Annotated in this window: 26 protein-coding genes; 18 read left to right on the forward strand and 8 right to left on the reverse strand. The window is 69.4% G+C overall.

All coding sequences use genetic code 11. From position 1 onward, the window contains the following. The first annotated feature begins 43 nt into the window (after window positions 1-43). The 6 genes from FB047_RS06680 to FB047_RS06705 all read left to right on the forward strand — a co-directional run bounded on the left by FB047_RS06680 (window position 44) and on the right by FB047_RS06705 (window position 5,606). The gene (locus FB047_RS06680) at window positions 44-619 is read left to right on the forward strand and encodes a hypothetical protein (RefSeq protein WP_136586393.1); all 576 of its coding nucleotides are present in this window, start codon (window positions 44-46) and stop codon (window positions 617-619) included. A 67-nt stretch (window positions 620-686) separates the two neighbouring features. Beyond that, the gene (locus FB047_RS06685; RefSeq protein ID WP_136586394.1) at window positions 687-1,973 is read left to right on the forward strand and encodes a GAF domain-containing protein; all 1,287 of its coding nucleotides are present in this window, start codon (window positions 687-689) and stop codon (window positions 1,971-1,973) included. 78 nt (window positions 1,974-2,051) lie between these two features. Next, window positions 2,052-2,576, forward strand: coding sequence for a hypothetical protein (locus FB047_RS06690; protein WP_136586395.1), 525 nt, complete (start codon window positions 2,052-2,054; stop codon window positions 2,574-2,576). Window positions 2,577-2,887: 311 nt separating this feature from the next. Further along, a complete protein-coding gene (exaC, locus tag FB047_RS06695) occupies window positions 2,888-4,438 on the forward strand; it encodes an acetaldehyde dehydrogenase ExaC (RefSeq protein ID WP_136586396.1) in 1,551 nt (516 codons plus the stop codon). A gap of 251 nt (window positions 4,439-4,689) precedes the next feature. After that, window positions 4,690-5,085, forward strand: coding sequence for a DUF779 domain-containing protein (locus FB047_RS06700; protein WP_136586397.1), 396 nt, complete (start codon window positions 4,690-4,692; stop codon window positions 5,083-5,085). 248 nt (window positions 5,086-5,333) lie between these two features. After that, window positions 5,334-5,606 carry a hypothetical protein gene (locus FB047_RS06705; RefSeq protein WP_136586398.1) on the forward strand — a complete coding sequence of 91 codons (273 nt, stop codon included), beginning with the start codon at window positions 5,334-5,336 and terminating at the stop codon, window positions 5,604-5,606. A 21-nt stretch (window positions 5,607-5,627) separates the two neighbouring features. Here FB047_RS06705 and FB047_RS06710 read toward each other — a convergent pair whose 3' ends face one another. The 5 genes from FB047_RS06710 to FB047_RS17360 are packed head-to-tail and all read right to left on the reverse strand — an operon-like array spanning window position 5,628 to window position 9,262. After that, entirely contained in the window at window positions 5,628-6,233 is a 606-nt protein-coding gene (locus FB047_RS06710) for a response regulator transcription factor (protein WP_136586399.1), read from the reverse strand. Continuing rightward, a complete protein-coding gene (locus tag FB047_RS06715; RefSeq protein WP_136586473.1) occupies window positions 6,230-7,333 on the reverse strand; it encodes a sensor histidine kinase in 1,104 nt (367 codons plus the stop codon). Before FB047_RS06715 ends, FB047_RS06710 begins: the two co-directional genes overlap by 4 nt. A 25-nt stretch (window positions 7,334-7,358) precedes the next feature. Further along, window positions 7,359-8,156, reverse strand: a complete 798-nt coding sequence (locus FB047_RS06720) for an ABC transporter permease (protein WP_136586400.1) — start codon at window positions 8,154-8,156, stop codon at window positions 7,359-7,361. After that, complete coding sequence (locus FB047_RS06725; RefSeq protein ID WP_136586401.1) at window positions 8,153-9,082, reverse strand: ABC transporter ATP-binding protein; 930 nt, start codon at window positions 9,080-9,082, stop codon at window positions 8,153-8,155. The genes FB047_RS06720 and FB047_RS06725 overlap by 4 nt, the downstream gene beginning before the upstream one ends. Window positions 9,083-9,127: 45 nt before the next feature. Then, window positions 9,128-9,262 carry a hypothetical protein gene (locus tag FB047_RS17360; RefSeq protein ID WP_276606270.1) on the reverse strand — a complete coding sequence of 45 codons (135 nt, stop codon included), beginning with the start codon at window positions 9,260-9,262 and terminating at the stop codon, window positions 9,128-9,130. Here FB047_RS17360 and FB047_RS06730 point away from each other — a divergent pair. The 4 genes from FB047_RS06730 to FB047_RS06745 all read left to right on the forward strand — a co-directional run bounded on the left by FB047_RS06730 (window position 9,257) and on the right by FB047_RS06745 (window position 12,872). Next, on the forward strand, window positions 9,257-10,093 hold the full coding sequence (locus FB047_RS06730; protein ID WP_136586402.1) for a hypothetical protein: 837 nt from the start codon (window positions 9,257-9,259) through the stop codon (window positions 10,091-10,093). The two genes, FB047_RS17360 and FB047_RS06730, sit on opposite strands and share 6 nt — an antisense overlap. 177 nt (window positions 10,094-10,270) lie before the next feature. Continuing rightward, on the forward strand, window positions 10,271-10,561 hold the full coding sequence (locus FB047_RS06735; protein WP_136586403.1) for a hypothetical protein: 291 nt from the start codon (window positions 10,271-10,273) through the stop codon (window positions 10,559-10,561). Further along, entirely contained in the window at window positions 10,558-12,327 is a 1,770-nt protein-coding gene (locus FB047_RS06740) for an alpha/beta hydrolase (protein WP_136586404.1), read from the forward strand. The genes FB047_RS06735 and FB047_RS06740 overlap by 4 nt, the downstream gene beginning before the upstream one ends. Before the next feature lie 86 nt (window positions 12,328-12,413). Next, a complete protein-coding gene (locus FB047_RS06745) occupies window positions 12,414-12,872 on the forward strand; it encodes a hypothetical protein (RefSeq protein WP_136586405.1) in 459 nt (152 codons plus the stop codon). On the opposite strand, the gene FB047_RS06750 is transcribed toward FB047_RS06745, so the two are convergent. Then, window positions 12,850-13,680: a class I SAM-dependent methyltransferase gene (locus FB047_RS06750; protein WP_136586406.1), complete on the reverse strand. Its 831-nt coding sequence runs from the start codon at window positions 13,678-13,680 to the stop codon at window positions 12,850-12,852. The genes FB047_RS06745 and FB047_RS06750 overlap by 23 nt on opposite strands. A gap of 102 nt (window positions 13,681-13,782) precedes the next feature. Here FB047_RS06750 and FB047_RS06755 point away from each other — a divergent pair, with 102 nt between their 5' ends. Both FB047_RS06755 and FB047_RS06760 read left to right on the forward strand, forming a co-directional pair. After that, entirely contained in the window at window positions 13,783-14,724 is a 942-nt protein-coding gene (locus FB047_RS06755; RefSeq protein WP_136586407.1) for an ATP-grasp domain-containing protein, read from the forward strand. Continuing rightward, window positions 14,717-16,030 carry an O-acetylhomoserine aminocarboxypropyltransferase/cysteine synthase family protein gene (locus FB047_RS06760; RefSeq protein ID WP_136586408.1) on the forward strand — a complete coding sequence of 438 codons (1,314 nt, stop codon included), beginning with the start codon at window positions 14,717-14,719 and terminating at the stop codon, window positions 16,028-16,030. Before FB047_RS06755 ends, FB047_RS06760 begins: the two co-directional genes overlap by 8 nt. 237 nt (window positions 16,031-16,267) lie before the next feature. Here FB047_RS06760 and FB047_RS06765 read toward each other — a convergent pair whose 3' ends face one another. Beyond that, on the reverse strand, window positions 16,268-17,329 hold the full coding sequence (locus FB047_RS06765) for an LLM class flavin-dependent oxidoreductase (protein WP_205822706.1): 1,062 nt from the start codon (window positions 17,327-17,329) through the stop codon (window positions 16,268-16,270). A gap of 125 nt (window positions 17,330-17,454) precedes the next feature. Here FB047_RS06765 and sfnG point away from each other — a divergent pair, with 125 nt between their 5' ends. Both sfnG and FB047_RS06775 read left to right on the forward strand, forming a co-directional pair. After that, window positions 17,455-18,588, forward strand: coding sequence for a dimethylsulfone monooxygenase SfnG (gene sfnG, locus FB047_RS06770; RefSeq protein ID WP_136586409.1), 1,134 nt, complete (start codon window positions 17,455-17,457; stop codon window positions 18,586-18,588). Window positions 18,589-18,692: 104 nt separating this feature from the next. After that, window positions 18,693-19,733: a putative FMN-dependent luciferase-like monooxygenase gene (locus FB047_RS06775; RefSeq protein WP_136586410.1), complete on the forward strand. Its 1,041-nt coding sequence runs from the start codon at window positions 18,693-18,695 to the stop codon at window positions 19,731-19,733. 7 nt (window positions 19,734-19,740) lie between these two features. Here FB047_RS06775 and FB047_RS06780 read toward each other — a convergent pair whose 3' ends face one another. Next, complete coding sequence (locus FB047_RS06780) at window positions 19,741-20,646, reverse strand: LysR family transcriptional regulator (protein ID WP_240752655.1); 906 nt, start codon at window positions 20,644-20,646, stop codon at window positions 19,741-19,743. Between the two features lie 104 nt (window positions 20,647-20,750). Here FB047_RS06780 and FB047_RS06785 point away from each other — a divergent pair, with 104 nt between their 5' ends. From FB047_RS06785 to FB047_RS06800, 4 genes are all read left to right on the forward strand, one after another. Beyond that, window positions 20,751-22,124, forward strand: a complete 1,374-nt coding sequence (locus FB047_RS06785; protein WP_136586411.1) for an MFS transporter — start codon at window positions 20,751-20,753, stop codon at window positions 22,122-22,124. A 5-nt stretch (window positions 22,125-22,129) separates the two neighbouring features. After that, window positions 22,130-22,879 (forward strand): 3-hydroxybutyrate dehydrogenase, encoded by a 750-nt coding sequence (locus FB047_RS06790; RefSeq protein WP_136586412.1) that lies wholly within the window; start codon window positions 22,130-22,132, stop codon window positions 22,877-22,879. A gap of 205 nt (window positions 22,880-23,084) precedes the next feature. Then, complete coding sequence (locus FB047_RS06795) at window positions 23,085-24,716, forward strand: ABC transporter substrate-binding protein (RefSeq protein ID WP_136586413.1); 1,632 nt, start codon at window positions 23,085-23,087, stop codon at window positions 24,714-24,716. A 74-nt stretch (window positions 24,717-24,790) separates the two neighbouring features. Continuing rightward, window positions 24,791-25,864, forward strand: coding sequence for an ABC transporter permease (locus tag FB047_RS06800; protein ID WP_136586414.1), 1,074 nt, complete (start codon window positions 24,791-24,793; stop codon window positions 25,862-25,864). The last annotated feature ends 1 nt before the right edge of the window (window position 25,865 follow it).

The following is a 25,865-nucleotide window of genomic DNA, read 5'->3' on the forward strand; positions in this document are numbered from 1 at the left end:
TTTTCCGCTGATCGGGAACCGTTCTCACCGTCAGGGTGGGGGGATGGATGCCGCTGGTCACGTCTTCCACGCCCGAATCGAGCTCGTGGCGGGCACGTCCTCGCTGCTGCCCCTGAGCGACCTGGCGGGCGTCGATCCCGAGGCGCATCGGCGCGCCCTCGCGAAGTACGACGACACCCCGGAGCGGCGGCGTCTGCGCGACACGGTGATCCCGGGACTCGGGCGCTCGTGGACGGAGGTCGTCTTCCTCTCGCCCGTGCACCCGCACGCGATCTGGTCGGCGTGGCGCGAGATCCGCGGTCGGGAGCGCCCGCCGATGGAGTTCTGGGCCATCCCGGCCGCGGACCTCCCGGAGGGCACCGTCGTCGTCGATCGCACGCTGACGGCCACCGGCGATCCCCTCGATCCACGCGAGGTCCGACCGTTCGACCGGGCGTCGCACCGCGCCGCCGTGACCACGACGGCGCAGAACCGCGTCTGGCTCGAGGAGTGCGCGCGCCGCGGGGTGAGCGGGGCGTGGTTCCACGGCATCCCGCATGTGCTGGCGCCCGGGGTGGTGCCGCTGCGGCGCGCACGGGTCGTCTCCTGGGGCGACCCCCCGGAGAGCAACGCGCCCTGACCCCTGCCGTTCGGCCCCCGCCCGACTTACACTGAGACCCACCTCCGTCACCGCCGATGGGAGTCCCGTGCCCTCACCGTGGTCGCGACCGCCGATCTCCCCCGAGACCTCGGGGCTGCTCATCGCGCGCGCCCACGACGAACTCCTCGCCGGCAACGACGACCGACGGCTCGCCGACGTGCGCCCGCTCGTGCAGGATTCGTGGCGGCGGTCGCTGGCATCCCTCGTCGGTCCCGAGGGTCTTCCGAGCCTCGACTTCGCCAGCGACGAGCTCGACGCGTACCGCAGCGCCCACCCTCTCGCCGGGGTCATGGACATGATCCGGGCCCTGCTGCTGCCCGGAACCGCCGAGGAATCGGGCGTCGTCGTCGCCGTAGGCGACGCGGCGGGGCGGCTGCTCTGGGTCGAGGGCGACCGCCACATCCGCTCGTTGACGGGCGACATGGGCTTCGTCGCGGGAGCGAACTGGGCCGAGGATGCCGTGGGCACCTCGGCGCCGGGAACGGCCCTGACCCTCGACCGGTCGGTGCAGATCCGCGGGGCCGAGCACTTCAACCGGCTCGTGCAGCCATGGTCGTGTACGGCCGCGCCCGTCCACGATCCCGAGACGCGGCGACTGCTCGGGGTGATCGACGTCACGGGAGGGCTCGAGGCCGTCACCCCGCAGGCGCAGTTGCTCGTGGATGCCACGGCCCGGGCGGTCGAGAGCGAACTGCTCGTCGCGAGGTTGCGCGCGCAGCAGGCTCCGCCGCCGAAGCGTTCGACGCCGTCGCGTGCCCTCCTGCGCATCCTCGGGAGGGACCGCGCTCTGCTCGAGGTCGGCGGGTCGACGCTCGAGCTCAGTGCGCGGCACGCGGAGATCCTCCTGCTGCTGGCGGTGCACCGCGAGGGGCTCTCGGCCGAGGCCCTGAGCGAGGCCGTTTACGGGCACGCGGCGGTCGAGACGCTCCGACCCGAGATGGTGCGACTGCGCCGCGCGCTGGTGCCGGTCGCGCCGCGGCTGGTGCCGGCGTCGCGTCCCTACCGCCTGCCCGACGGTCTCGAGACCGACGCGCAGCACATGCTGTCGCTGCTGGACCGGGGGGCGCATCGCGTCGCCCTGGCGGCCTACTCCGGCCCCGTGCTGCCGGAGTCGGACGCCCCGGGCGTGGTCGAGGTGCGCGAATCGGTGCGCTCGGCGCTGCGCGAGGCGCTCATCGCCGAGGCGGGGGTCGACGTTCTTCTCGCCTACGCCGAGACGCTCGACGGCCGCGACGACGACGACGTGCTGCGACTGTGCCTGTCGATGCTCCCCGCGCGCTCGCCGAAACGCGCCGGTCTGGTCGCCCGCATCGAGCGGCTCGAACGCGACTGAGGCGATCGCCGCTCGCGTGTCCACAGGCGACGCGCCGCACGGGTGCCCGATGTCGGAGGCCGTGGTTACAGTGAACATATGGACGAAAAAGCGCTTGACATCTTCTCGGCAGCCCGCGCCCGTCGCGATGTGGCGCGCATCCGTGAGGCGCTCGCCGAGGTCTCGGCCGGCGATGTCGCCCGCGTGATCGTCCGTTCCCCGCGCTACGGGCTCTACGCCCTCGAGGGCACCGTGCGCATCGGTGTCGGCGGTCAGCCCCTCGTCGGCGACGTCATCCTCGCCACCAGCTCCGAGATCCAGCGCATCGACCTCGGGATCGATCCGCCGCAACCGGCTCTCGAGGCTGATGTCGTCGACCCCTCGACGCTCCCCCACGGCACGCCCGTCCGCGTGACCTTCCTCACGCCCACGCACCAGACCTTCGCTCTCACCGGGCCGATCACCGCGGGCAACGACCGGTTCCTGCTCGTGGGCAGCTGGATCGTCGCCGACGACCGCGCGATCGCTCCGCGCGTGCAGAGTATCGAGCGTCTCGATGACGTCGACCTGCACGAGGTCAACGTCCCCCCGCTGCGCTCGGTGCTGGCCGACGCCGACGCCTGAGCGCATCGGGCGGTGACGGACCCCGCGGCCGCGGGGTCGTGGCATCCGTCATCCCGTGATGCCGGCCCGTCGGGCACGCTTTCGCGCCGCCACCGCGCCGGAGTCTCGAGAGCACGCGCTGCCGCCGAGATCACACGTCATTTCTAGGGAAATGCATGTGATCCCGCGCCGATCGGGTGATCTCGGCGCGCCCGGCTCCTCCGCGATCGGTCGCAACCCGGTGCAACCCGATGCAACCTCCCCCGGCGTAGCGTCGGCGCATCGCCGCCCGAAGCCGTCGCGGCGACTCATGACCGTCGAAGGAGACACGCATGACCATCGTCGAAGAAGGCGTCTCGAGCGTCTACGCCGCACCCGGAACCCGCGGGGCCGTCGCCGAGTACCGCTCGCGGTACGGGCACTACATCGGCGGCGAGTGGGTCGAACCGCACAGCGGCGAGTACTTCGAGAACATCACCCCCGTCACCGGCAAGCCCTTCTGCGAGGTGGCTCGCGGCGACGCTCACGACATCGATCGGGCGGTGGATGCCGCGTGGAAGGCGTTCGCGAGCTGGAAGAAGACCACTCCGGCCGAGCGCAGCGTCATCCTGAACAAGATCGCCGATCGGATCGAGGAGAACCTCGAGAAGATCGCCGTCGCCGAGACGTGGGAGAACGGCAAGCCGGTCCGCGAGACCCTCGCCGCCGACATCCCCCTGACCGTCGACCACTTCCGGTACTTCGCGGGCGTGCTGCGGGCGCAGGAGGGCTCGCTCAGCCAGCTCGACGAGAACACCGTGGCCTACCACTTCAACGAGCCGCTCGGCGTGGTCGGGCAGATCATCCCGTGGAACTTCCCGATCCTCATGGCCGCGTGGAAGCTGGCCCCGGCCCTCGCCGCGGGCAACTGCGTCGTGATCAAGCCGGCGGAGCAGACCCCGGCATCCCTGCTCTTCCTGTTCGACATCATCGGCGACCTGCTCCCCGCGGGCGTCGTCAATATCGTCAACGGGTTCGGCATCGAGGCGGGTGCGCCCCTCGCTCAGCACAAGCGGATCCGCAAGATCGCCTTCACGGGTGAGACGACGACCGGTCGCCTGATCATGCAGTACGCGTCGCAGAACCTCATCCCGGTGACGCTCGAGCTCGGTGGCAAGAGCCCCAACGTCTTCTTCGCGGACGTCGCCCGCACCACCGACGACGCCTATTACGACAAGGCGCTCGAGGGCTTCACGATGTTCGCCCTCAACCAGGGCGAGGTGTGCACGTGTCCGTCGCGGTCGCTCATCCAGCGGTCGATCTACGACCAGTTCCTCGGCGACGGCCTCGAGCGCGTCAAGAAGGTACGTCAGGGCAACCCGCTCGACCCCGAGACGATGATCGGCGCGCAGGCGTCGAACGACCAGCTCGAGAAGATCCTGTCGTACATCGACATCGGCAAGCAGGGCGGCGCGAAGCTGCTCACCGGCGGGGAGCGCGTCGACCTCGGCGGCGACCTGTCGGGCGGCTACTACGTCGCCCCGACGGTGTTCGAGGGCACGAACGACATGCGCATCTTCCAAGAGGAGATCTTCGGACCGGTGCTGTCGGTGACGTCGTTCGACGACTTCGACGACGCGATCTCGATCGCCAACGACACCCTCTACGGCCTCGGCGCCGGCGTGTGGAGCCGCAGTGGCGACACCGCGTACCGCGCGGGCCGGGCGATCGAGGCCGGACGCGTCTGGACGAACACCTACCACCAGTACCCCGCGCACGCGGCGTTCGGCGGATACAAGCAGTCGGGCATCGGCCGTGAGAACCACCTCAGGATGCTCGACCACTACCAGCAGACGAAGAACCTGCTCGTGTCGTACGCCGAAGGCGCGATGGGCTTCTTCTGATCGGCCGTGTCGGGGTCGTGGCGGCGATCCCGACCCGCGTGACCCCCGGGTTCGTCCCGGGGGTCACACCCCTTTTCGTCGCCGTCGCTCCGGGCCCGTTGCGGCTGGCGCGGTGACCGGCGGCGTCCCTGCAGCTGCCGCGCTGACCGTCGGCCCTCCTGCGACTGCCGCGCTGACCCTCGTCCCACTTATTGCCGGTCACCGGCCGCGACACCGACACATTTTGGGACATGAACCGAAAGGAGTGGGACATGGCGACCCAGCTCTCCCGTGTGGATGTGACGGATGCCGCAGCTGCGCTGCTGCGCGATCTCACGGCCAGGCACGGCCCCCTGATGTTCCACCAGTCGGGCGGGTGCTGCGACGGCAGCTCGCCGATGTGTTACCCCGTGGGGATGTTCCTGACCGGACCCAGCGACGTGTTGTTGGGCACCATCGACGCCGGGCTCGACGATCCGATCCAGGTCTTCATGTCGGAGTCGCAGTTCGAGTACTGGAAGTTCACGCACCTGACGATCGACGTCGTGCCGGGGCGCGGCGCGGGCTTCTCGGTCGAAGGGCCGACGGGGATGCGATTCCTCATCCGTTCGCGGATGCTGACGGAGGAGGAGGCGGTGGCGTTCGGGGTGGGCGCTGCTGCCGAATGAGACTCGCTCTCCAGCGTCGTTCGCGATACCAGGCGGTGGTCGCGAACGACATGGTGAGGAGCGGCAGTGCGTGCGCGGTGAGCGGTTTCCTTCACGCGCGCGGGGGAAGCTCGCGCTCGAGGGGGTGAAACGCGAGCGGATCCGCGGATGCTGATGCGCAGCGCTCACTAGCGTGTGGTGCCTCCGGGCGCGACGCCCGGTCCGCCCCGCGCTATAGCGGGCGTGACGTGCCGTGCGAGAGGTGCCTGATGAGATTCCGTGTCGGTCGCCTGGTGCTCGCCCTGCTCTCCCCCGTCATCGCCGCAGTGTTCGTCGCGGTGGTGCTCATGCTGCTCGCGATCGTCGCGACCGAGATGGCGACCACCATCGACATCCCCTACCTCGTCACTTACACGGGGACCAAAGACCCGGGCGGGGGCGGGCGGACGCTCTCCATCGACGGGTCGTGGACGGTGGCGACGGCAGTGACCGGCATCCTCGCTTCTCCGATGATGGCGCTGGCGCTTTTCCTGCCGGAGTGAACGAACGGGCAAGGCGTTTCGCTACATCCACCCCCGCTCCACAGCCACGCGCACGGCATCCGCCCGGTTCCGGCCGCCGGTCTTGCCGATCGCGCTCGACAGGTGGTTCTTGACCGTGCCCTCCGAGAGGTGGACCATCCGCGCGATGTCGGCGATCGAGCCTCCGGATCGGGCCGCGGCGAGCACGTCGGTCTCGCGCTCGGTGAGGGGGGAATCCCCCTGGGCGAGTGATTCCACGGCCAGCGCCGGGTCCACGACGCGCAGACCCTGAGCGACCCGCCGGACGGCGTCCGCGAGTTCGGTCGCGGGGGTGTCCTTGACGACGAATCCCGACGCACCGGCCTGCATGGCGCGCGCCAGGTAGCCCGGGCGTCCGAAGGTGGTGACGATGAGGGCGCGGCATCCGGGGACCTCCGAACGGAGGAGGGATGCCGCGGCGATGCCGTCGATTCCGGGCATCTCGATGTCGAGCAGGGCGACGTCGGCCTGGGAGGTGCGGGCGGCCTCGACCACCTCGTCGCCGCGGCCGACCTGCGCGACGACCTCGATGTCGGACTCGAGCCCGAGGAGCGCGGCCAGGGCGCCGCGGACGAGAGCCTGGTCGTCGGCGATGAGGAGGCGGATCACCACGCCACCCTCACACGGAACCCGCCCAGATCGCTGCGGCCGACGGTCAGACGAGCGCCGGACGTCTCGACGCGCTCGCGAAGGCCCGTCAGCCCCGAGCCGGTGGATGCCGTGGACGAGGGGCCGCAGCCGTCATCGGCCACCTCGATCGACCGCCCGTCGAGCAGAACCCGGCAGGCGGTGGCACCGGAATGACGGATGACGTTGGTCACCGCCTCGCGGACGACCCAACCGGCGAGTTCGCGACGGTCGGCGGGAACCTGCTCGGTCGATCCGGGGAGGTCGGCGGAGACCCCGGCGCTCTCCAGCGCCGCTCGCGCGGCGGCGAGCTCGCCGCTGATGCTCACGCCGCGGTACCCGTGCACCGTCGCGCGGACATCGGCGAGGGCACCGCGCGCCAGTTCTTCGATCTGGGCGACCTCGTCGCGAGCGGCCGGGGAGCCGGCATCCAGGAGTCGTCCCGCGAGTTCCGCCTTCACGGTTATCACCGTGAGCGAGTGGCCGAGGATGTCGTGGACGTCGCGCGCGACGCGCCCGCGCTCCTTCTCGGCGGCGAGTTCGGCGATCTGAGCCTGCGCATCGCGCAGACGCTCGAGGGTCGAGATGTTTCGCATGAAGCTGAACATCATCATCGAGACGGAGAGGATGATCGCCGAGTTGAGCACGCTCGTGAAAGTGTCGGCTTCGCTCCACTCTCCCACGACGAATGAAAGCCCGCTCAGCACGCCGACGGTCGTCCACATGGTGCGGGATCCCATACGCGAGACGGCGACGGAGACGCCCACGAACGTCCACAACCAGCGCACGTCGGCACCGAGCCACGGCCAGAGGGACAGGCTCAGCGCGAAGAGCACGACGGGGGGAATCAACCGGCGGCCGAATGAGGGGGTGATGCGCGCGAGGGGTGCGGTCGCCATGAACAGCGCGGCGAAAACAACGACGATCGCGGTTCCGAGGACCTTCGGGGCCAGGTCCGGTTCTTCCCAGAGGGTGAGCAGCGTCGGGAAGGTCCAGATCAGGGAGACCGACGAACCGATCAGCCACCCGCGCTGAAACGGGCGACGGCCCGGAACGATCGCTCGCTCCGGGCCGGTCGTCATGCTCACGTCGTTCACGATAGGCGTGTCACGCGCGCCGCGTGTCGCGGCGGAAGAAGTACACAGTCCCGGCGACGAATACCGCGAGCCACACCACCGCATTGATCAGGGCGCCGAGGTCGAAGGCATCGCCGGTGAGGGGCGACCGGGCGAGCTCGCCGATGCCGTACACGGGCGTCAGCTTGCCGATCACCTGGAGGAAGTCGGGCATCGACGACAGCGGGAAGAACAGCCCGCCGAGGAACGCCAGCAGCACCACCGCAAGGCTCGTGATCTGCGCCGCGTTCTCGCCCGGCACCATGTAACCGACCATGAGGCCCAGCGTCGTGAACACGGCACTCGCGAGGAGCCACGCCGCGAGACCGGTCGCGATCCACTGCACGGGGGCGAGCTGTACGCCGGCGCCCGCGGCCACCGCGTAGGTCGCGACGACGGCCACCAGCCCGAACATCATTCCCGCGAGCATCTTGACCACGACGTTCGCGACGGGGTTGAGGGGAGTGAGCCGCAACTGCCGCGACCAGCCCTGCGCGCGCTCCACGGCGACCGACGCCCCGGTCTGGGTCGCCGACATCATGGTTCCGTACATCGCCATCGAGACCATGATGTACGCGGCCACCGACACGCCACCGGATGCCACCGGGGTTCCGGTCAACGGCTCGTCGAGCAACTGGTATCCGACGATGAAGAACATCAGCACGGGGAACGCCACGGTGAAGAAGATGCTGCGCGGGTTGCGGAGTTTGCGCACCAGCTCGATCCGCAGGTAGGTCAGCGTGAATCCGCCGAACGCGGGGACCGGGCGGTCGAGGGAGATGGCGGTCATCGGACGGCTCCATTCTGGGCGGGTGCGGCGGTGTCGGAAGTGAGGGTCAGGAAGACGCTCTCGAGGTTCTGGGCCGTGATCTCGAGGTCTCGCGCGTCCGTGGTGGTGAGCAGGAGCCGGGCGAGGGCGTCGGAGTCGCTCGTGCGGATCGCGACGCGCTCGCCGGCGGCCTCGACCGAGTCGACGCCCGGCACGGACGCGAGCGCCGCGATGTCGGCATCCGGAAGCGTCGCGTGAACCACGCGTCCCGACACGAGGTTCTTGATCTCGGAGGTCGGGCCATCGGCGACGATCTCTCCCCCGCGCATCAGCACGATGCGGTCGGCGTACTCGTCGGCCTCGTCGAGGTAGTGCGTCGCAAACATCACGGTGCGTCCGCGGGCGGCATCCGCTCGGATCGCGTTCCAGAACGAGCGGCGCGCTTCGACGTCCATCCCCGTGGTCGGCTCGTCGAGGATGAGCAGCGCGGGATCGCTCACGAGCGCCATCGCGAAGCGCAGCCGCTGCTGCTCGCCGCCCGAGCACAGGCCGACGCGTCGATTCGCGAGACTCCGGATGCCGGCGCGCTCGAGCGCTTCGTCGACGGGACGCTTCTCGGCGAACAGGCTCGCCGTGAGCTCGACGGTCTCGCGGACGGTCAGGTCTTTCAGTAGGCCGCCGGTCTGGAGCACCGCCGAGACGAGACCGCGGGCGACTGCTCCGCGCGGGCTGTGGCCGAACACCTCGATGGATCCGGAATCGGGTGTGGTGAGGCCGAGGATCATGTCGATCGTCGTGGTCTTGCCCGCGCCGTTCGGCCCGAGGAACGCCACGATCTCGCCCGGCTTGATCGAGAGGTCGATGCCGCGGACGGCATGGACGGAGCCGAAGCTCTTGACGACGCCCCGCGCGTCGATCGCGGCGGGGCCGGTGGAGGAGGAGGTCATGACTTCATGCTCGCGTCGCGCGGCCCCCTGTACCCGGGGCCTGGGTCACGACTCGGGGGTGACGTTCGTCATGGGTGGAGGCGCCCCGCCGGCTCGGACGCGGCGGCATCCGGCGAGTTCGGCCGGCATCGCGTCGTTGCTGCGCTGCTCTCCGAAGCGCGACAGACTGGGAACGTGCACGCCGGCATCGACTACACCGCGTTGACGCACCCTGTCGCTCCCCCGGCACGGACCGACCCGACCGCCCACGCGGTCTCGCGGTTGGCGTCGGAGAACGGATGGCAGTACTTCACGCACGCCGTCGATCAGCAGCTCCCCGGGGTGGTGTTCCGCGAGGTGGACGGGAAGGCGCGGTTCTCTCAGCGCGCGGTGAACATCGTGCGCATTCCGGGAGATCCGATGGTCGAGGTCGGCGACAGCTTCTACACGGAGGTCGCCGTGGGGAATCAGTTCACGCAGCAGTGGGGGTACGCCGCCGTGGATCTGGGGGTCGCCGTGCCCTCGGTCACCATCGAGGCGGTTCGCAACCGCGCGCGGTCGGCGCTTCCGGCGACCCCGGCCGGGGCTGCGGTGGACGACAGTCGTCCAGGCGTGCGGGTGGAAGCCGCACCCGGTTCGGAACAGGTCGTCGATGCGCTGCTCACGCCGGAGATCATCGACGCCCTCGCTGACGAGGCCCATCCTCTCGACGTGGAGCTGCGCGGTCAGTGGCTCTTCCTCTACGCGCCGCGTTCACTGTCGAACGACGACGCGACGTCGTGGCGGGCCGTCCTGGCCACCGTCGACCTGTTCGTGGCGCGCGTGCGCGAGCTGAGGCTCCCACAGGCCGCCGCGGAGCTGCCTCCGGCCGCTGGAAGCCCGGCCGCCGCACCGCCGGCTTTCGCGGTCCACACGGCACCCCTGAAGTCGCGGGGATCGCGGGTGAACGGCGCTCGCGTGGGTCTGTACCTCGGGGTCGTGCTCGCCGCAATGGTCATCGCGGGCGGCGCCGCGCTGTTCTTCGGGCGGTGATGATCGCGGGCATCGCCGCGTCGGATCAGGCCCCGTGAACGACGGTGACGACCCGCTTCCCACCGCCCGGACCGCTGCGGTGGCACGGTTGTCCAGATGGATGAAGGATCGCCCACATCCGGGTGAGCCTGTGGACAACTTCGCGGCGGTGTATCGAGATCTCAGTACGGTTCCGGGATGCGGAGCCTCACCGTCGTCACCGACACCCTGCGTCGCGCGGCCGGATCGCTCGACCTGACGGCGCGAGCAGCCGAGGCGGAGACGGCGGTCGCCGACGCGCGACAGCTCGGGCACGCGCAGCTCGGCCAGGCCGTGGACGCCTTCATGCAGGCGATGACGGGAGGCTGGGCGGAGGCGACGGCACAGGTGGACGACACCGCCGCGGGTCTCCGAGAGGCGGCTGCGTTGTACGAGCGGGCCGAAGAAGGGTCCGACGCCACCATCCGGGCGCTGGCGGGTGACACGTGAGCAGCCTTTCGTCCGCGTCGATTCCCGAGGAGATCGTGCCCGGGTCCGTCGAAGCGGCGTACGAGGTCTCCCATCTGGGGGAACGGCGCGCGAAGGTCACCGGCGAAGTGGTGGAGCGACTGCGCTGGCACGCCGATATCGAGGGCTGGACCGGCGAAGGCGCCGATGCGTACACCGCGCGGATGGAGGCCGTTGCGAAACGGTGGCTGGAGATCGGTCAGGGCGTGACGATGATCGTCGAGCCGATGCGGACGTACGCTTTGGCGCTCCGACGGGCGCAGGGGCTGGCGGCGGCGGCGATCGAGGCGTGGAGCTTCGCGGCGACTCTCCCGGAGGATGCCACGGCGGCAGCGGGAGCATTCGCTTCGTTCGCGCAGGGCTGGCCCGCCTTCATCGCCGACCCCCGCCATCAAGGTGCGGTTCCCTCGACAGCGAAAGAGGCGCGGGCCCGCGCCGAGGCGATGCTCGCCGACGCTCGCGCCGACGTGGCGGCCGCCGGCGAGATCGCTGCTCAGGCCGTTCGGGTGGCGATCGAGAAGGTTCGAGCACGAGGCGACTTCTGGGCGTCCCTGGGGGTCGGGCTGGGCGTCGCGCCGGTCACCGCGGAGCGCGTCCTCGACGTGCTGCAGTCCCTCGATGAGGGATCGCTGCGGGCGCTGTTGCGAGCTCGCCCCGATCTGATCGAGCGTCTGAAGCAGACGGCGTCGGAGGACGTCGCACCGTGGTGGCGGCGACTGAGCCCTGCGCAACAGAACGTGCTGATCGCCGAGGCGCCGGGGGTCGTCGGGAATCTCGGCGGGGTGGCGTACGCCGCGCGCGACCGCGCGAATCGCATCGTGCTGGCGCAAGCGCTCGCCGAGGCGCGGAACAGTCCGTGGGATCAGTCGGAGCAGGTGCGGGCGTTGGAGGCACTGGAACGAGCGGCCGAGGGGAACACGATCGCCTCGCTCGTGCTGGACCGGCCACCGTTGGCGCAGGTGGCGGTCGGGGATCTGGATGCGGCTGAGCACGTGAGCGTGATCGTGCCGGGAATGGGGACGACGGTGGGCGGGGACGTCAAGAATTACGTGCGAGCAGCAGACGAGCTCATCGCAGAGCAGAAGAAACTGACCGGTGCGACCCGAGATTCGCTCGCCGCTGTCGCCTGGATCGGTTATCACCCGCCTATGCCGACAGTGGCTGCCGGTGAGGTCCTTCTCGACGACCGGGCGCGTGCGGGCGCTGAAAACCTCGCGCACGATATCGACGCACTCCAACAGATGAGACAGGCGGCGTCCGCCCCGCTCGATCTGAGCATCGTCGCGCATTCCTACGGGACAGACGTCGCGACTCTCGGGCTGGAGACGGCACGAGCAGATCATCTCGTTCTGCTCGGGTCCGCGGGGGTTGCGGATGAGGTCGATCACGTTTCTGATCTGAACGTTCCCCCTGGGCAAGTGTTCGCGTCGCAGGCGGTCCGCGACGAGTGGGCGCCGATCGGGCAGCTCCTGTCGGGACGAGAAGATCCCACGTCGCCGGACTTCGGGGCACGGGTCTTCTCATCCGAGGCAGCCGAGACGGAGGGCGTGATCCTCGAGCCGGTGCGCCGGCATGGCCCGCTCGGCTCGGTGGAGAACGGCGATGCGAGCTACTTCACGAACAACACCACCGCGCTGCACAACACTGCACTGGCGACGATGGGACACGATGAACGCCTCATCATGGGCGGGACATCGATTGAACGAGCGGTCATGGGAGGTGGCAAATGGGCTGTTCGGCCCTCGTGAAAATCTTCGGAGGTGTTGTCCTCCTGCTTTCGATGGGGGGCGCGTTGGCCGCGTGTGCCTCTCAACCAGGACGGGGGGAGTCGGTCGTGACGCCGCAACAGGTATCTGAGAAGGGCGATTCGCTTTTCGAGGCGGTGACCGCTGTGCTCGGCAGGGAGGGGTGGGAACAGGACAACCAATGGTTTGCGTGCGACGCCTCCGGCGGAGCAAACGGGGTGGTGCTGCGCCGAGAAGCTCGCCTCGCCCAACCCTCGCAGGCCGAACCGGAGGAGATGCTCAAACGTGTGCAGGACGCCTGGGGCAAGCTCGGAGTTCATGCCGAGACCGCCGTCGACACGACGCTCGACCCTGTGCGCTACATCCTGTCCGACCCGCCGTACCTCGCCGGGGTCAATCCAGACGGCTCGCTCTCCGATCTGTGGATCGGAACGGGCATCGTGAACTTCAGCTACGTCAGCCCCTGCGTCCCCGGGGACATCTTCGAACTGCAGCCGCAAATGACCTCCTCGCCGGAACCGACCGTCATCCTGCCTTCGACGCCCTGATCGTGTAGCTCAGTGGCATGACGGAAGGCTGCTCGGTCAGCGCGTACTCGCCATCGGCTCGCAGGGTCATCCGACCCGGGAGCGCCTCCCACGGAACACTGTCGTGCTCGACGAGCGTGTCGATGCGCAAGCCCCGGGAGAGGAGGGCGGTGACGATCTCGCCCAGACCCCGGTTCCACTCGTACGTCCGGGTGGACTGCAGGGGCGCCGCCACCTCGACGTACGTGCTGTCGTCGTCCCACTCGAGCGGCACGGGCTGCTCGAAGTACGGGAAGGCCAGTGTCAGACCGGGCAGGGTCTCGTTCATCGACCACAGCACGGGGTGTCCCTCGCGAATGTGCAGGGTTCCCCCGGGCGCCAGCAGGTCGGCCACCACACCGGCCCATTCGTCGATCGAGGGAAGCCAGCACAGGGCGCCGATGCCCGTGTAGACGAGGTCGAACGACTCGCGCGGGAGCACGGTGGCGGCATCCTTCACCTCCGCCTGGACGTATTCGATGTCGGCTCCCGCCTCGGCGGCGAGTCGCCGCGCCTCGGCGACGGCGTTCTCGGAGAAGTCGAGACCGGTCACTCGAGCGCCCAGACGCGCCAGGGAGAGGGTGTCGGTGCCGATGTGGCACTGGAGGTGCACGGTGCGCTTGCCGGCGATGTCTCCGAGGAGGGGTGCGTCGAAGCGGACGACGTCGGACAACGCCTCCGGTTCGGTCACGTAGCGCTGCACGCCGTAGCCCGATCCGTCACGCGCGGCGTGCAGGGTCGCTCGTTCGTTCCAGTTGGCGCGATTGGCGGCGATGAAATCAGAGGTCATGGCATCCTTCCGGCAGACCTCCAGACTAGGGACCCGTCGTTTCGGTGTCGCCTCGTGACGGACGAGGGCGGCGATGTCGGAGCCCCGGGTTAGCCTGGCGACATGTCGGGCAAGGTCTATGTCATCCACGAGAACCCCCAGTGGATTCCGCCGTTCGCGGCGGCGTTCGAGGCGGAGGGCGTGCCGTTCGAGGAGTGGATGCTCACCGACGGGTCGATCGACCTGGCGGTGGAGCCGCCCGAGGGTGTGTTCTGGTCGCGGCTGAGCGCCTCCGCCCACACCCGCGATCACGCCCACAGCAAGGAGTTCGGGCGGGCGGTCCTGCGGTGGCTCTCCTCGTGGGGGCGCACGGTCATCAACGGCGCCGACGTTCTCGAGCTCGAGGTCAGCAAGGTCGCGCAGCACGCGGCGCTCCGGCACGCGGGCATCGATGTTCCGCGCACCGTCGCGGTCTTCGGAACGGATGACATCGTCGCCCAGGCCGAGAAATTCGGCGCCCCCTTCATCAGTAAGCACAATCAGGGCGGCAAGGGCCTCGGTGTGCGTCGATGGGAGACGGTCGACGAGTTCGCCGCGTGGGTCGACGGCCCTTCGTTCGAGCCCTCCCCCGACGGCATCACCCTGCTGCAAGAGCTGCTCGTCGCGAAGACCCCCTTCATCACGCGCGCCGAGTTCGTCGCGGGCGAGTTCGTCTACGCCGTCCGCGTCGACACGAGCGCCGGCAGCTTCGAACTCTGCCCCGCCGAGGCGTGCGCCGTTCCCGGGGCCGACGGCGTGGAGCCCGAGCCGCTCTTCCGTCGACGAGACGACGTCGATCCCGCCCTCATCGACCGCTACCTGGCCTTCCTCGCGGCCGAGGGGGTCGGCATCGCCGGCATCGAGTTCATCGAGACGCGCGACGGGCGCACCGTCACGTACGACGTCAACACCAACACGAACTACAACCCCGACGTCGAAGCCACGGCCCCCCGCTCCGGGCCCCGCGAGATCGCGCGCTGGCTCGGCTCGCTCCTCCCGCAAGAAGCGATCGGTCTCCGTGGCTGAGCCCGCGCCGCCGCACGTCGACTGGACCGGCTTCGGCTTCGCCACCCGCCAGGTGCACGCGGGCGAAGAAGAAGACCTCACGCACGGGTCGCGCATCACGCCCGTGCACCTCTCGGCCGCCTACCGTTTCGCCTCCTTCCAAGAGGCGACCGATCGATTCGGCGCCGTCGACCTGGGTCATCTCTACTCGCGCAACGCCAACCCCACCAACCAGGTCGCCGAGCGGCGTCTCGCGTCACTCGAGGGCGGATCGGGAGCGCTCGTCGTCGGGTCGGGTCAGGCCGCGATCACCATGGCGCTCCTGGGTCTCGCGGGAAGCGGAGAGCACATCGTCTCGACGGCGAGCATCTACAGCGGCACCCGCGTGCTCTTCGACCGCACGTTCGCGCGCATGGGAGTGCGCGTCGAGTACGTCTGGGACCCTCTCGACGAATCCGAGTGGGACGCCCTGATCCGGCCCGAGACCAAGGCGATCTTCACCGAGACGCTTCCCAATCCCAAGAACGACGTCGTCGACATCGACGCGGTCTCGCGCATCGCGCGCCGGCACGGCATCCCCCTCGTCGTCGACAACACCATCGCGACGCCCTTCCTCATCCGCCCCATCGAGCACGGCGCCGACGTCGTGGTGCACTCGGCCACGAAGTTCCTCTCGGGCCACGGTGCCAACCTCGCTGGTGCGGTGATCGACGGCGGAACGTTCGACTGGGTGGCATCCGACCGTTCCTACCCGGCGCTCACCGACACGCCGGTCGCCGCGCACTCGTCGTTCGTCGAGGCATTCGGCGCACGCGCGTTCGAGCTGTCGCTGCGGTTCGGGATCGCCAACGACACAGGTCCCGCCCTGTCGCCACTGAATGGCTTCCTGCTGCAGCAGGGCATGGAGACCCTGTCGGTGCGCATGCGCCAACACCTCGCCAGTGCCCGCACGATCGCGGAATGGCTCGAGGGTCACGGCGCGGTCGAGAGCGTCGACTACGCCGGACTCCCGTCCCATCCGCAGCACGCGCTCGCCGTCCGCGACTACGACGGACTCTCGGGTTCGGTGTTCTCGTTCACCGTGCGCGGAGGGCGAGACGCGGCGGAACGCTTCTTCGATGCTCTGCGCCTGTTCAGCCGCATGACAAACATCGGCGACACGCGATCGATGGCCCTGCATCCCGCGACCACCACGCACCTCGGTTTCACGCAAGAGACGCGCGACCGCCTCGGGATCGGCGACGGCCTCATCCGCCTGTCGATCGGACTCGAGGATGCCGACGACCTCATCGCCGACCTCGATCAGGCGCTCCGCGCGGCGGGATAGCCGGGCCCCTGAGCCTGTCGAAGGGTCCGGGTGCGCTTCGGGGCGGTGGCTTCGACGGGCTCAGCCACCTTGCGCGGGCGTTCCGGAGGGCCCTGAGCTCGTCGAAGGGCCCGAGGGCGCGGTGGGGCGGTGGCTTCGACGGGCTCAGCCACCTCGCGCGGCTCAGCCACCTCGCGCGGGCTCAGCCACCTCGCGTTGCTCAGCCACCTCGCGTTGCTCAGACCGCGACGGCGTGCGTCAGGAGTCGCGCTGCGCCTCCAGACGGCGCACGCGCGGGATGACCTCGGCCGCGAAGCGCTGCATCTCAGGCAGGTGCGGCGAGAACTGCAGGAGCAGGGTCGAGACGCCGACGTTCGCGAACGCGACGATGCGTTCCGCGACCTGATCGGGGGTCCCGACGAGGTTCGGGCGCAGGCCGCGATTCGAGACCGAGTACTCCTTGAGGTCGACCTGGGTGTCGAGCTTCGACTTGCTGACGAAGTCCTGGTACGAGCCGTAGGCCGCTCCCCCGCGCACGTCGGTGATGCGGTCGACCTCGGCCTGCGCCTCCTCCTCGGTGTCGCGGACGATGCCGTACGCCGCCATGCCGAAGGCCTCGAACGGCGCGGCTCCGGCCTCGGCACGGCGACGGCGCATGTCGGCCACCTTCGTCTCGAGCTCCTCGAGGGTGCCGCCGTGGGTGAGGTACGCGTCGGCGTAGCGGGTGATCGCGGTGCGCCCGGCCTCGCTCTCGCCCCCGGCGTACAGGCGCGGCACGACCCGCGGCTTCGGCTCGGTGTACGTCCCCTCGGTGCGGTAGTACTCGCCCTCGTAGGCGAAGGGCGTCTGTGACCACAGGCCCCGCAGCACCTCGACCCACTCGATCGTGCGGGCGTAGCGGTCGTCGTGCGCGCTGAAGAGGCCGTCGTACTGCTTGGCCTCCTCGGCCCACCAGGCCGACACGACGTTCAGGGTGAACCGGCCGCCGCTGATCTCGTCGATCGTCGCGGCCTGCTTCGCGGTGTGGAACGGGTTGTGGAAACCGGGGCGGACGGCGGTCATCAGCTCGAGCTTCGACGTCACCGCGGCGAGACCGGCGGTGACGGCCCAGGCATCGAGCGAGGGCGCTTCGACGCCCTTGATGTCGTTGAGGTTGAGCTCGGGGATGAGCGTCAGGTCGAACCCGCCCTCCTCCGCGGCCCGCGCGATCTCGGCGATGTGCGCGAACGAGACGGGCGTGTGCTCGTCGTCGACGTTGCGCAGCCAGCCGCCGAAGATCGGGGTCCAGTAGCCGAAACGCACGCGCTGAGGAGAGGTCATGCGCTCCATCCTCGCCCGGAGCGCGTCCGCCGGCGTCACACGACGAAACGGTCCGTCACATGTCGTTGACGGTGCGTCGGACCGGTGCGACGGTAGCCGGGTTCCGATCCCGCCAGGAGGACCCCATGACCGAGACCACGCCCACCCACGAGCCGCTGAAGTTCGCCTACTGGGTGCCCAACGTCAGCGGCGGGCTCGTGATCAGCTCGATCGAGCAGCGCACCGACTGGGGCTACGACTACAACGTGAAGCTGGCGCAGACCGCGGAGCGCGTCGGCTTCGAATACGCCCTCAGCCAGGTGCGTTACGCCTCGAGCTACGGCGCCGCGCAGCAGCACGAGTCCACCTCCATCAGCCTCGCGCTGCTGCTGAACACCGAGAAGCTCAAGGTCATCTCGGCGATCCACCCCGGGATCTGGCATCCGGCGGTCCTGGCGAAGTTCATCAACACCGCCGATCAGTTCTCGCACGGGCGTGCGGCGGTCAACGTCGTCAGCGGATGGTTCAAAGACGAGTACACCGACCTCGGCCTCGAGTGGCTCGAGCACGACGAGCGGTACGAGCGTGCGGCTGAGTTCATCCAGGTGCTGCGCGGGTTGTGGACGCAGGAGAAGTTCTCTTTCCACGGGAAGTACTACGACATCACCGACTTCACCCTGCGTCCGTTCCCGTACGAGGTGCCGGGACGCGCTCACCCCGACATCTTCCAGGGCGGCAACTCCACGGCGGCCCGGTTCAACGGCGGCGCGTACTCCGACTGGTACTTCTCGAACGGCAAAGATTTCGACGGCTTCACCGAGCAGTACGACGACGTCACGCGCATCGCCGCCGAGCACGGGCGCCGTACGCGCTTCGGGCTCAACGGCTTCGTCATCCAGCGCGACTCCCGCGCCGAGGCCGAGGCGCAGCTGCGCGAGATCATCGCCCACGCCGACGGCGGCGCGGTCGACGGGTTCCGCAAGAGCGTGCAGGAAGCCGGCGCCTCCACGAAAGACGGCAAGGGGATGTGGGCCGACTCGACCCTCGACGATCTCGTGCAGTACAACGACGGCTTCCGCACGCAGCTGTTCGGCGACGCCCAGCAGATCGCGGAGCGCATCATCGCCTACAAGAAGCGCGGGGTCGACCTGTTCCTGCTGGGGTTCCTGCATTTCCAGGAGGAGCTCGAGCGCTTCGGTGAGACGGTGATCCCGATCGTGCGCGAGATCGAGGCCGACCTCGCCCGCACCGGTGACCCGATCGAGGTCGCATCGCGCTGAGAGACGCGTGGGAGTCGCCGGCACCCGGCCGACCCCTCCCCGGACGGTCCTAGCCTGGAGAGCGACGGCATTCCGTGGCGGGAATGCGTCGGAGAGGATGACGGATGACCGGCGCACGGCTCGGGTTCTTCACGCGGCTTCTGGATGCCGGGACCGACGGCGAGCGATACCGCGCGGCGCTCGCGCAGGTACGCGCCGCCGAGGACAACGGGTTCGCGTCGGCGTGGGTCGCTCAGCATCACTTCGACCGCGACGAGGGCGGATTGCCGTCTCCGTTCCCCTTCCTCGCCGCCGCGGCCGTGCAGACGCAGCGCATCGCGCTCGGCACCGGCATCGTGACCCTCCCCCTCGATGAGCCGGTGCGGGTGGCGGAGGATGCCGCCGTCGTCGACGCCCTGAGCGGGGGCCGCGTGCAGCTCGGCATCGGCACGGGCGGAACCCCGTCGTCGTTCGCCGCGTTCGAGCGTTCCTCCGACGATCGGCGCGAGATCCAGGCCGCGCACGTGACGGTGCTGCGCGACGCGTTCGGCGGGCGCGGCATCCGGAACACCGATCTGCATCTGAACCCCGCCGCACCCCACCTGGGCGGGCGGTTTTGGCAGGCCACCTTCTCGGTCGACGGGGGCCGCCGCGCGGGACTCGCGGGCGACGGTCTGCTCCTGTCCCGCACGCAGCCGCGCGACGAGGGGCAGGCGCTGCACGAGGTGCAGGTGCCGATCGTCGAGGCCTATCTCGCCGCCCTGCCCGACGGCGTTCCGCCCCGCATCCTCGCCTCGCGCACCGCGGTGGTGGTGGATGCCGACCGCCTCGACGAGACCTGGAGGGCGGCGGACCACGGCGTCCGGCGTCTGACCCGCACATTCCTCAAGAGGAATGCAGAGGGCGATCTCCGCGACCTCGCGCGGGCGACCGACACGCACCTCGGAACGGTCGAGCAGGTCGTCGCCTCGCTCTCCGCCGACCGGACCCTCTCCCTCGCCACGGACGTGGCGTTCCAGGTGCATTCCGTCGATCCGGCCACCGAGATCACGCTCCGCTCGATCGAGCTGCTGGCCACGGAGGTCGCGCCGCGGCTCGGGCTGCGCACGGGCGCGCGCGCCGCCGCGGAGCTGCACGACCTCGGAACGCAGCCGGTCCCCCGCTGACCCGGGCTCAGGCCCGTCCCTCGAGCATCGTCCGCGAGCGCGCCGTCTGCTCGCGCAGCGCGTCGGCGAGGGCGGCGACGGCGGGGATCCGGAGCGAATCCGCGCGGATCACCATCCAGTACGGCAGACGCTCGGTCACGAGCTGCGGCAGCAGCCGCACGAGATCGTCATGGCGGTCGGCGACGAAGCACGGGAGCATGCCGATGCCCGCCCCGGCGCGCGTGGCCTCGACCTGCACGAGCACGTTCGTCGAGGTGACGCCGTCGCGCATGCGGGGCACCACCCTGCGGGGCAGGTCGAGCGCCTCGACCTGCAGCATCGCGTCGACGAAGTAGACCAGGCGGTGCGTCTGCAGCTCGTCCATGTCGCGCGGTTCCCCGTGTTCGGCGAGGTAGGCGCGCGAGGCGTACATGCCGAGCGTGTACGAGCCGAGCTCGACGGTGGTCCCTCGCGAGGTCTGCGGACGACCGACCACCACCTCGAGATCGAGACCGGGACGGTGCAGGGCCGCGCGGCGCTGCGCGGCGACGATCTCGACGACGAGGTCGGGATGCCGCTCCCGCAAGCGGGCGATCGCGGGGGCCGCGATGAACGCGCTGAAGCCGTCGGTCGCCGACATACGGACGACGCCTGCGACGGGGTCGGGTTCCTCTCCCCCGGCGGCCAGCTGCGTCATCGCCGCTTCGATGCGCCCGGCGGCCTCCGTCGCGCGGCGGCCGAGGGAGGTGAGTTCCCACCCGCGGCCCGATTGGGCGACGACGCGGCCCCCGAGGGCGTCCTCGAGCGCCGCGATGCGGCGGGCGATGGTCGTGTGATCGACGCCGCGCACCTGCGCCGCGGCGCTGTACGTGCCGGTTCGCGCGACCGCGAGGAGCATGAGCAGGTCGTCGGCGCGCGCGGTGATGGCATCCATCGTGCAATTGTGCACAGCGCGGGAGCACGAATGGGCATTGTCGCAATCTCCGAGCGCCCGCAGACTCGTCACCGGATGTCACCGTCGACACCGAAGGAGCCAGCATGGAATCCCCCGCCGCGCAGCAGCGCACCGCGAACGCCTCCCCCGACGCCCCCACGAGCAGGATCAAGAGGGTCGTCGCCGCGTCGATGGCCGGAACGGTTGTGGAGTGGTACGAGTTCTTCCTCTACGCCACGGCCGCCAGCCTCGTGTTCGGCACGTTCTTCTTCCCGTCGTCGGGCTCCCCGCTCGACGGCATCATCGCCGCCTTCGTCACGTACGCGGTCGGCTTCGTCGCGCGCCCCCTGGGCGGCATCGTCTTCGGACAGATCGGCGACCGCTTCGGCCGCAAGCCCACCCTCCAGGCGACGATCATCATCGTCGGAGCCGCGACCTTCCTGATGGGATGCCTCCCGGGCTTCGCCTCCGTCGGATACTGGGCCCCGGCGATGCTCGTGGCCCTGCGCTTCATCCAGGGCTTCGCCGTGGGCGGGGAATGGGGCGGTGCCGTCCTCCTGGTCGCGGAGCAGAGCCCGAACCGCTCGCGTGCGTTCTGGGCGAGCTGGCCGCAGGCCGCCGTCCCCGTCGGCAACCTGCTCGCCACGACCGTGCTGCTGGTGATGTCGTTCATCCTCTCCCCCGCCGCCTTCCTCGACTGGGGCTGGCGCGTCGCGTTCTGGCTCTCCGCCGTGATCGTGCTGGTCGGCTTCTACATCCGCACGCACGTCGAGGAGGCCCCGATCTTCCTCGAGGCGAAGAAGCAGGTCGAGCAGGAGAAGGCGACGTCGTTCGGTGTCGTCGAGGTGCTGCGCCGCTACCCGAAGGGTGTCATCCAGGCCATGGGCGTGCGCTTCGCGGAGAACATCGTCTATTACATCGTCGTCAGCTTCTCGATCGTCTATCTCAAGGTCGTGCACTCCTACGACACCAGCCAGCTGCTGCTCGCGCTGCTGATCGCGCACATCATCCATTTCGCCGTGATCCCCCCGATCGGGCGACTGGCCGACCTCATCGGCCGCAAGCCCGTGTACCTCACCGGCGCGATCCTCAGTGCGACCTGGGCATTCTTCGCCTTCCCGATGTTCGACACTCTGAACCCGGTCGTCATCGTCGCGGCGGTGGCGCTGGGCCTCGTGTTCCACGCCGGCATGTACGCGCCGCAGCCGGCGGTCATGGCCGAGCTGTTCCCGACGCGCATGCGCTACTCGGGCGTCTCGCTCGGCGCCCAGGTCACGGCGATCCTCGCCGGGTCGCTCGCCCCGATCCTCGCGACGCAGTGGCTCAAGGACTTCGGGTCGTGGCTGCCGATCGCCCTGTACATCGTGGGGGCCTGCGTGATCACCTCGGTCGCCGTACTGTCGCTGAAGGAGACGCGCGGCATCTCGCTGCGCGACATCGACGCCGCGGACGCCGAGCGCGCTGCGCGGGGGAAGTAGGAGCCATGAGCATCGACCTCAGCGGACGCCGTGCCCTCGTCACCGGCGGTGCCAGCGGCATCGGTGCGGCAATCGCGCGGGCGTTCGCCGAGGCCGGCGCCACGGTGACGGTCGCCGATCTGAACGCCGAGGGTGCACAGGCCCTCGCCGACGAGATCGGCGGCCGCGCGTGGGCGGTCGACCTGTCCGACACCGCCGCCCTCGCCGATCTGCGCCTCGACGTCGACATCCTCGTCAACAACGCCGGCATCCAGCACGTCAGCCCGATCGAGGATTTCGCCCCCGAGCGCTTCTCGTTCATGCTGCGCCTGATGCTCGAAGCACCGTTCCTGCTCATCCGCGCAGCCCTCCCCGGCATGTACGAGCGAGGGTTCGGGCGGGTGCTCAACGTGTCGAGCGTGCACGGTATACGCGCATCGGCATACAAGTCCGCCTACGTCACGGCGAAGCACGGGCTGGAGGGGCTGTCCAAGACGACGGCCCTCGAGGGGGGACCGCGCGGGGTCACCAGCGTCTGCATCGACCCCGGATACGTGCGCTCGCCGCTCGTGGAGAAGCAGCTCGCCGATCAGGCGCGGGCGCACGGCATCCCGGAGTCCGAGGTGCTCGAGACGGTGCTGCTGCAGGATGCCGCGATCAAGAGGCTCGTCGAGCCGAGCGAGGTCGCGTCCCTCGCCCTCTGGCTCGCGGGTCCGGATGCCGCAATGGTCACGGGTACCAGTTACGTCATGGACGGCGGCTGGTCGGCGCACTGACCGCGACGGCTCGGTGTCGGGAGCGCTCCCCCGCGGAGATCTTCGGGGCGGTGCGAGACCGCGCCGGAAGAAATCCGACTTCTGCCGCGAGTTTCGGTAACGTTAAAAAACCTCGGAGCAGTTGGTGACAGGCCCGCCGAGGACAAAGATGTCCGAAGGATGGCGGCATTTGTCGCAATCGACACTTCACAGCAGAGGTAACGCAATGACACTGCACACCAGTGGTCGAGGCCGTCTCGGTCTCGCCCTCGGCGCTCTCGGCGCCTCGGCACTCGTCCTGGCCGGCTGCTCCGCCGGCGGCGGAGACACCGGCTCCGAGGGCGGCTCGACCGACCCGCTCGTGGTCGGCACGACCGACAAGATCAGCTCGATCGACCCGGCCGGCTCGTACGACAACGGCTCGTTCGCCGTGATGAACCAGGTCTACCCCTTCCTCCTGAACAGCCAGTACGGCACCTCGGACGTCACGCCCGACATCGCCGAGTCGGCCGAGTTCACCTCGCCGACCGAATACACCGTGAAGCTGAAGTCGGGCCTGAAGTTCGCCAACGGCCACGACCTGACCTCGTCGGACGTGAAGTTCTCGTTCGACCGCCAGGTGACCATCGCCGACCCCAACGGCCCGTCCTCGCTGCTCGGCAACCTCGACAGCGTCGCCACGCCCGACGACACCACCGTCGTGTTCACCCTGAAGAACGGCAACGACCAGATCTGGCCCCAGATCCTGTCGAGCCCCGCGGCTCCCATCGTCGACGAAGAGGTCTTCTCGGCCGACGCGGTCACCCCCGACGACACCATCGTCGAGGCCAAGCCCTTCGCCGGTCAGTACACGATCGAGTCCTACAAGCAGAACGAGCTCATCTCGTACGCGCCCTACGCCGACTACCAGGGCTCGCTGCCGAAGCCCGCGAACGGCGGGATCTCGGCGAAGTACTACGCCGACGCCTCGAACCTGAAGCTCGACGTGCAGTCCGGCGCGATCGACGTGGCCTTCCGCAGCCTGAGCGCGACCGACATCGCCGACCTGTCGTCGAACGACGCGGTCAAGATCGTCGACGGCCCCGGCGGCGAGATCCGCTACATCGTGTTCAACTTCGACACGATGCCCTACGGCGCGACGACGCCCGAGGCCGACGCGGCCAAGTCGCTCGCGGTGCGCCAGGCGGCGGCCGACCTGATCGACCGTCAGGCGATCGCGACCGACGTCTACAAGGACACCTACTCGCCGCTGTACTCCTACGTGCCGCAGGGTGTCGCGGGCGCCAACGAAGCCCTCAAGGGCCTGTACGGCGACGGCAGCGGAGCGCCCGACGCCGCGAAGGCGAAGGCGACGCTCGAGGCCGCCGGTGTCTCGACGCCCGTCACGCTGAACCTGCAGTACAACGGCGACCACTACGGCCCCTCGTCGGGTGACGAGTACGCCGCGGTGAAGGCGCAGCTCGAGGAGGACGGTCTGTTCACCGTCAACCTCGCGCAGACCGAGTGGGTGCAGTACTCCAAGGACCGCACGGCCGACGTCTACCCCGCGTACCAGCTCGGCTGGTTCCCGGACTACTCGGATGCCGACAACTACCTGACCCCGTTCTTCTCGGCGGACAACTTCCTGGGCAACCACTACGACAACGCCGAGGTGCAGAAGCTGCTCGTCGAAGAGGCGACGCAGACCGACAAGTCGACGCGCGAGCAGCAGCTTGGCGAGATCCAGGACAAGGTGGCCGCCGACCTGTCGACGCTGCCCCTGCTTCAGGGCAAGCAGGTCGCGGTCGTGGGCTCGAGCGTGGAGGGCGCCGTCCTCGACGGATCCTTCAAGTTCCGCTACGCCCCGCTGCACAAGTAATCGATCGGCGGGTGCCCGGTCCCTCCGTGAATGGACCGGGTGCCCGCCGCTTTCCGTTCCCCAGTTAGGTCCTCATGGCCACCGCCGTCGACGCCCCCGTCATCGCCGCGCCCGCCGCCCCGAAAGGCGGCGGCCTCTGGCGCTACATCCTCGTCCGACTCCTCCTGATCATCCCCACGGTCTTCATCCTTGTGACCGTCGTGTTCCTGCTCATGCGGGTCACCGGCGACCCGATCACGGCCGCCCTCGGCGGGCGCCTCCCTCCCGAGCAACTCGCGGAGCGCATCGCCGCCGCCGGGTACGACCGCCCCCTCTACCAGCAGTACTTCGAGTACATCTGGGGGGTGCTGCGGGGCGACTTCGGCACCACCATCACCGACAACCGCCCGGTCATCGGCATCCTCCTGCAGTACGGGTCGGCGACGCTCGAGCTGGCGATCTACGCCCTCGTCGTGGCGCTGCTGATCGGCATCCCGTTCGGTCTCATCGCCGCGTACCGCCGCGACCGCTGGCAGGATGCGACGCTGCGCATCGGCGCGATCCTCGGCTACGCGACCCCCATCTTCTTCGTCGGCCTGCTGCTCAAGCTCGTGTTCGCGGTGTGGCTGAGCGTGCTGCCGGTCGCCGGGCGAGCGAACACCCGCACCGAGCTGAAGCTGGCGGCACTGGATTCCCCGAGCGGCATCTACCTGCTCGACGCGATCCGCCTCGGCGACGGCGCGGCGGTGGGCGACGTGCTGATCCACGCGATCCTGCCCGGTGTGGCCCTCGGCATCCTGACCGCGGGGATCTTCCTGCGGCTCGTGCGCACCAACGTCATCGGCACGCTGGGGTCGCAGTACGTCACCTCGGCGCGCTCGCGCGGCGTGGGGGAGTACCGCCTCGTCACAAAGCACGCCTACCGGCCCGCGCTCATCCCGATCATCACGGTCATCGGCCTGCAGATCGCCCTGCTGCTGTCGGGCGCGGTGCTGACCGAGACGACGTTCGAGTGGAAGGGACTGGGCTTCATGCTCAGCGAATACCTCAAGGCCCGCGACTTCGTCGCCGTGCAGGGCATCGTCGTGATGATCGCGGTGCTGGTCGCCTTCACGAACTTCCTCGTCGACGTCATCGCGGCGATCATCGACCCGCGAGTGAGGTACTGAC

This window comes from Microbacterium hydrothermale, assembly GCF_004854025.1.
Classification (GTDB): Bacteria; Actinomycetota; Actinomycetes; order Actinomycetales; family Microbacteriaceae; genus Microbacterium; species Microbacterium hydrothermale.

Excerpts from the sequence above, each read along its gene's own strand:
- FB047_RS06750 (WP_136586406.1), bottom strand. The coding sequence starts at position 13,680 with ATGACCTCTGATTTCATCGCCGCCAATCGCGCCAACTGGAACGAACGA.
- FB047_RS06690 (WP_136586395.1), top strand. The coding sequence starts at position 2,052 with ATGGACGAAAAAGCGCTTGACATCTTCTCGGCAGCCCGCGCCCGTCGC.
- sfnG (WP_136586409.1), top strand. The coding sequence starts at position 17,455 with ATGACCGAGACCACGCCCACCCACGAGCCGCTGAAGTTCGCCTACTGG.
- FB047_RS06790 (WP_136586412.1), top strand. The coding sequence starts at position 22,130 with ATGAGCATCGACCTCAGCGGACGCCGTGCCCTCGTCACCGGCGGTGCC.
- FB047_RS06735 (WP_136586403.1), top strand. The coding sequence starts at position 10,271 with ATGCGGAGCCTCACCGTCGTCACCGACACCCTGCGTCGCGCGGCCGGA.
- FB047_RS06775 (WP_136586410.1), top strand. The coding sequence starts at position 18,693 with ATGACCGGCGCACGGCTCGGGTTCTTCACGCGGCTTCTGGATGCCGGG.
- FB047_RS06785 (WP_136586411.1), top strand. The coding sequence starts at position 20,751 with ATGGAATCCCCCGCCGCGCAGCAGCGCACCGCGAACGCCTCCCCCGAC.
- FB047_RS06720 (WP_136586400.1), bottom strand. The coding sequence starts at position 8,156 with ATGACCGCCATCTCCCTCGACCGCCCGGTCCCCGCGTTCGGCGGATTC.
- exaC (WP_136586396.1), top strand. The coding sequence starts at position 2,888 with ATGACCATCGTCGAAGAAGGCGTCTCGAGCGTCTACGCCGCACCCGGA.
- FB047_RS06800 (WP_136586414.1), top strand. The coding sequence starts at position 24,791 with ATGGCCACCGCCGTCGACGCCCCCGTCATCGCCGCGCCCGCCGCCCCG.
- FB047_RS06705 (WP_136586398.1), top strand. The coding sequence starts at position 5,334 with ATGAGATTCCGTGTCGGTCGCCTGGTGCTCGCCCTGCTCTCCCCCGTC.
- FB047_RS06765 (WP_205822706.1), bottom strand. The coding sequence starts at position 17,329 with ATGACCTCTCCTCAGCGCGTGCGTTTCGGCTACTGGACCCCGATCTTC.
- FB047_RS06725 (WP_136586401.1), bottom strand. The coding sequence starts at position 9,082 with ATGACCTCCTCCTCCACCGGCCCCGCCGCGATCGACGCGCGGGGCGTC.
- FB047_RS06680 (WP_136586393.1), top strand. The coding sequence starts at position 44 with ATGGATGCCGCTGGTCACGTCTTCCACGCCCGAATCGAGCTCGTGGCG.
- FB047_RS06715 (WP_136586473.1), bottom strand. The coding sequence starts at position 7,333 with ATGACGACCGGCCCGGAGCGAGCGATCGTTCCGGGCCGTCGCCCGTTT.
- FB047_RS06780 (WP_240752655.1), bottom strand. The coding sequence starts at position 20,646 with ATGGATGCCATCACCGCGCGCGCCGACGACCTGCTCATGCTCCTCGCG.
- FB047_RS06755 (WP_136586407.1), top strand. The coding sequence starts at position 13,783 with ATGTCGGGCAAGGTCTATGTCATCCACGAGAACCCCCAGTGGATTCCG.
- FB047_RS06795 (WP_136586413.1), top strand. The coding sequence starts at position 23,085 with ATGACACTGCACACCAGTGGTCGAGGCCGTCTCGGTCTCGCCCTCGGC.
- FB047_RS06700 (WP_136586397.1), top strand. The coding sequence starts at position 4,690 with ATGGCGACCCAGCTCTCCCGTGTGGATGTGACGGATGCCGCAGCTGCG.